Below are 4,779 nucleotides of genomic sequence, written 5' to 3'. Positions count from 1 at the left end.
AAATCATTAATCGACCTATTAAAAAGTGGGTCTAAATAAGGAGAGCGGGAATTGCTGCTCAACTTCAAGCAATGGTCGATGCTGGTTGGACTATGACCGGCTCTTGGCCAATAGATACAGAAATGGCATATAGGCTTCGAGCCCAAAATTCTGCTGCTCTTGCGTCCTCTGTTCATATTGTTTGTCGCCCCCGCGAAAATCCTGACGGCTCCCTCCAATATACTGTTGGCGACTGGCGCGACGTGCTAGCTGAACTCCCCCAGCGTATTCATTCTTGGATGCCGCGCCTCGCTGAAGAAGGCGTGGTTGGCGCTGACGCGATCTTTGCCTGCCTTGGCCCTGCCCTAGAAATTTTCAGCCGCTACAGCCGCGTAGAAAAATCCAGCGGGGAATCCGTTACCCTTGGTGAATATCTGGAACACGTCTGGGCTGCCGTCTCCAAAGAAGCCCTCTCCATGATCTTCAAAGACCCGGATACCGCTGGCCTGGAACCGGATGCTCGGCTAACCGCCATGTGGCTTTGGACGTTGGGCGCAAGTAGCAGCAATGCGAGTGCCGATGATTCGGAAGAATCTGAAGAAGATTCCGATGAAGATTCCGGCAAGGCGGCTAAGGTCAGCGGCTTTACCCTGGAATTTGATGCCGCTCGCAAGATTGCCCAAGGTCTTGGGGTGCATCTGGAAAAATCACCTTCGGTGGTGGAAGTCAAAGGCGATACCGCCAAGCTGCTCTCGGTGGCGGAACGGGTTAAGTATCTCTTCGGCAAGGACGCGGAAACTACGGTCACGGGTAAAACTCCCCGCAAGAAGAAACAACCCGTCCAGCAATCGCTTTTCGCCGAACTTCAAGCCGCTGAATCCGCCGCGCAAGCGGAATGGGGCGATGTGAAAGGCCCAAAGCCCGGAACCACGGTTCTGGATCGCCTCCATCAAGCAATGGTGTTATTTGCGGCGGGGCGCGGGGAAGCGATGAAACGCTTCCTAGTGGAAGAAGGGATTGGCAACGATGCCCGCTTCTGGAAACTCGCCCAATCGCTCACGGCGCTCTATCCGGGGGGAAGCGATGAAAAACGGTGGGTGGATGGCGTACTCGCGCGTAAAAAAGGACTCGGTTTTTAAGGAGAGAACAAGAATGAGCACACTGAAGCCTTGGTATCAAGTCGTCGTCCCGCGTGAAGATTTACGCGATAACCGCCCGCTGGATGCGTCTGAATTCGCCGTTCACCTCGATCATATCCGCGAACAACGCGCTCACCCGGACTACCTTGATCCCGCACGATTCTTTGAGCGAACCTACCTGACTCAAAGCTTGCTCGATCTGTCCTCGCAAGTGGTTCGCCGCCTGTCAGGAATCAAGGTGGAAACCTCGGCGGTATTCAACATGGCGACGCAGTTTGGCGGGGGGAAAACGCACTCGCTGACCGCGCTCTATCACCTTGCCAAAAGCGGTCACGGGGCCCGGAACTGGAAAGGCGTGGAGAGCATCCTCACCCGCGCCCAAGTGAAGGAAATCCCGCAAGCCGCAGTCGCGGTCTTTGTGGGCACAGAGTTTGACGTTGTTGATGGGCGGGGTGGGGAAGGAGAACCGCGCCGAAAAACGCCTTGGGGGGAAATCGCCTGGCAACTAGGCCGTGAACACACCTTTGCAGCGGTCGCCCAACATGATGAACAGGGCATTGCTCCAGCGGGAGACACCTTGCGCCGCATGTTGCCGGATGGCCCTGCGGTCATTCTCATGGATGAATTGCTAAACTACGTCTCGCGCGCTCGCCGCACCGGCCTGGCCTCCCAACTCTACGATTTCCTCCACAACCTCTCGGAAGAAGCCCGCGCCCGCGATAACCTCGTGCTTTGCGTTTCCATTCCGGCCTCCGAGTTGGAAATGAATCCTGAAGATCAACGCGACTACGATTCCTATAAGAAGCTGCTGGATCGGGTGGGCAAAGCCATTAGCATGTCTTCGGAAACCGAAGTCACCGAGATCATCCGCCGCCGCCTGTTTGATTGGTATGGCTTGCCTCAAGACGGCAAACAAACGGCTGCGGAATACGGGGCCTGGGCGCACGATCACCAAACCGAACTCGCCAATCTGGGCGGGGAATCACCGGAAGAACTGTTCCTCGCCTGCTACCCGTTTCACCCGTCGCTGATTTCCGTGTTCCAGCGCAAGTGGCAAAGCCTGCCGCGCTTTCAACGCACGCGCGGGATTTTGCGCCTGCTGGCTCTCTGGGTCGCGCGGGCCTACCAGCAAGAACACCAGAAAAATTCACGGGAACCCTTGATCACCTTGGGTTCCGCTCCGCTCGCGGATCAAACCTTTCGTGACGCGCTGTTTGAGCAACTGGGTTCCGATCAACTCTCCATCCCGGTCACTACGGATATTGTCGGGAAGAAGGACGCTCACGCCGTCCGTCTGGACCGGGAAGCGATAGACGCGATCAAGAAAGCGCGCCTCCATCAACGGGTCGCCACGGCGATCTTCTTCGAGAGCAACGGCGGGCAAAGTCAAACCCGCATGGAAGCCTCGGTTCCCGAAATCCGCGCCGCTATCGGTAACCCTGAAACCAACCTGGCCGATGTGGAAACCGTGTTGGAAGGACTCACCGCGAACTGCTTTTATCTGAATTGGGATCGCAACCGCTACCGGTTTGGCCTGCGCCCGAACCTCAATCAAATGCTAGTCACTCGCCGGGGGGCGGTGAAGGATCAGGAGATTGAAGCGCGGATTCAGCAAACCACGCTCGATCTGTTCAAGCTGGGAAGTAAAGCGGTGGATCGGCGTTGCTTCCCCGCCAAGTCGAACGATGTTCCCGACCGTCCCCAACTGGCGCTGGTCGTGCTGGGCTTAGAGCATCAAGCCCAAGAATCGGCAACCAAAGCCCTGATTGAAAGCATCCTGCGGGAATGTGGCACGGCGGGCCGGACCTATAAGTCCGGGCTGCTCTTTATCGCTCCCGATTATGCAAGCAGCATTATCGAAGCCGCCCGGAACCTGCTGGCCTGGGAAGACATTGAAGCGGATGAAGATACCGGGCGGCAACTGGAAGAGGCGCAACGCCGTTCGCTCAGTCAAAGCCTGGGCCGCGCCAAGGCCGATCTCAAGGAATCCATCTGGCGGGCCTATCGCTATGTGTTCCTGCTCGGCAAAGACAACACGGTGAAGAGTCTCGACCTCGGCCAAATCACCTCCAGCATGGCCCCGTCGCTCTGCGATTTGGTCATCAATACGCTGGTCAAGGATGACGAAATTACCGCTGCGGTCGGTCCTAACAAGCTCGTTCGGCTCTGGCCGCCCGCGCTGACCGAGTGGTCTACCAAGGCGGTGCGGGATGCCTTCTTCGCTTCCCCGGCCTTGCCCCGCTTGCTGGATGCGGATTCCATCAAACGCACCATCGCCGATGGCGTGACCTCCAAGCTCTTTGGCTACGCCAGCCGGGATGCTGCGGGCAAACTGCAACTGGATCGCTTCGGGGAAAGCTTGCTCGAACAGGAAGTGGAAATCAGCGACGATCTCTACATCCTCCGTGCGCAAGACGCAGAACGGCTCCTGGAACCACCGCGCCTTGAGAAACTGATCCTTCAGCCTAGTAGCATCGAAGTTGGCCCCCGTGAACACGTTACCTTCAAGGTGAGCGGCCTTGACCAATACGGGCAAGGCTACCCGGTGGAAAACGCCACCTGGTCGGCTCCCGATTGCACAATGAGCAGCGCTGGCAGTTTTAAGGCCAGCGATACCCCCGGCCTCTACCTGGTCACCGTGCAAGTGGATGGCCTGCAAGTGGAAGCCAAGGTGCTGGTCAAGCAACTGGTGACCACGGCTACTGCCACTACGGCGGGTAAAGATGGAAACAAAACTGAGGAAGAGCATCCTACCGGCTATGCCGAGAAGAAAATCCAATGGAGCGGGACGATCCCGTCTCGGAAATGGATGAACTTCTATACCAAGGTGATTACGAAGCTCGCTTCCTCACCAGGGTTGACGTTGCACGTTAGCTTGGAAGCTCCTGCGGAAGGGGAGAGCGCTTCGGCAAAGATTGAGGATATTAAGAGCGCCCTGAGAGAGTTGGGGTTGGGTGAGGATGTGAACTAATCTTGATAAGTAGAGATTCTTTATCGCTTGTTACTCACAAAATCGAATAAAATCTTATGAACGATATAACAGGTTTTTTTGCATACCCATCTCAGCCTAGTGAGATTGGCGAGACAATTACAAGAGCAGTATCTATAGTTAATAAAAAGCCTGGAAGTCATCTCTTTGAAACTTGGGAAGAGATCGATATTCCCGGACGATTTATTGCGGAATGTGTTTTGGAATCAATAGACTCAAAGTCTTGCCTTATAGCAGATATAAGTAGCCTAAATTTTAATGTAACTTATGAAATAGGGTACGCCATAGGTAAGCAAAAACGTCTGATCTTAGTTAGATATGCTCCTCTAAAAAAAGACGAACAGAAACTAAAGGAACTTGGAATATTTGATACCATCGGCTATACAGAGTATCAGAACAGTGAAGAGCTGGCTAATATTTTGTTAGACATTTCCAACACAAAGCCACTAAAAACAAATTTTGAACTCAATAGAAAAGCACCTCTTTATCTTATAGAAGCTAAGTATAAAGACGATTGGGTAACCAGGCTTATCTCTGATGTCAAGAAAGCCAGGTTGTCCTATCGAAGTTTCGATCCTAATGAGCAACCACGTCTTTCTGCATATGAAGCAATTATAGCAATCATTTACAGGTTGTGGAATTTTTCAACACACCCTTCTGAAAAATTTATAG

1 protein-coding gene and 2 pseudogenes are annotated in these 4,779 nt (G+C 54.0%); all 3 read left to right on the top strand.

Annotated elements, in window-relative coordinates:
• Nucleotides 1-44 precede the first annotated feature (44 nt).
• Nucleotides 45-1,118 (top strand): annotated as a pseudogene (locus tag BN874_RS15915) (DUF1156 domain-containing protein); the annotation flags it as partial.
• Nucleotides 1,119-1,131: 13 nt separating this feature from the next.
• Complete coding sequence (locus BN874_RS15910) at nt 1,132-4,089, top strand: ATP-binding protein (protein WP_034435210.1); 2,958 nt, start codon at nt 1,132-1,134, stop codon at nt 4,087-4,089.
• A 56-nt stretch (nt 4,090-4,145) separates the two neighbouring features.
• Nucleotides 4,146-4,779 (top strand): annotated as a pseudogene (locus BN874_RS15905) (P-loop ATPase, Sll1717 family); the annotation flags it as partial.

Source organism: Candidatus Contendobacter odensis Run_B_J11 (assembly GCF_000531125.1).
Classification (GTDB): domain Bacteria; phylum Pseudomonadota; class Gammaproteobacteria; order Competibacterales; family Competibacteraceae; genus Contendibacter; species Contendibacter odensensis.
This window is presented reverse-complemented; position numbering and strand designations above follow the sequence as displayed.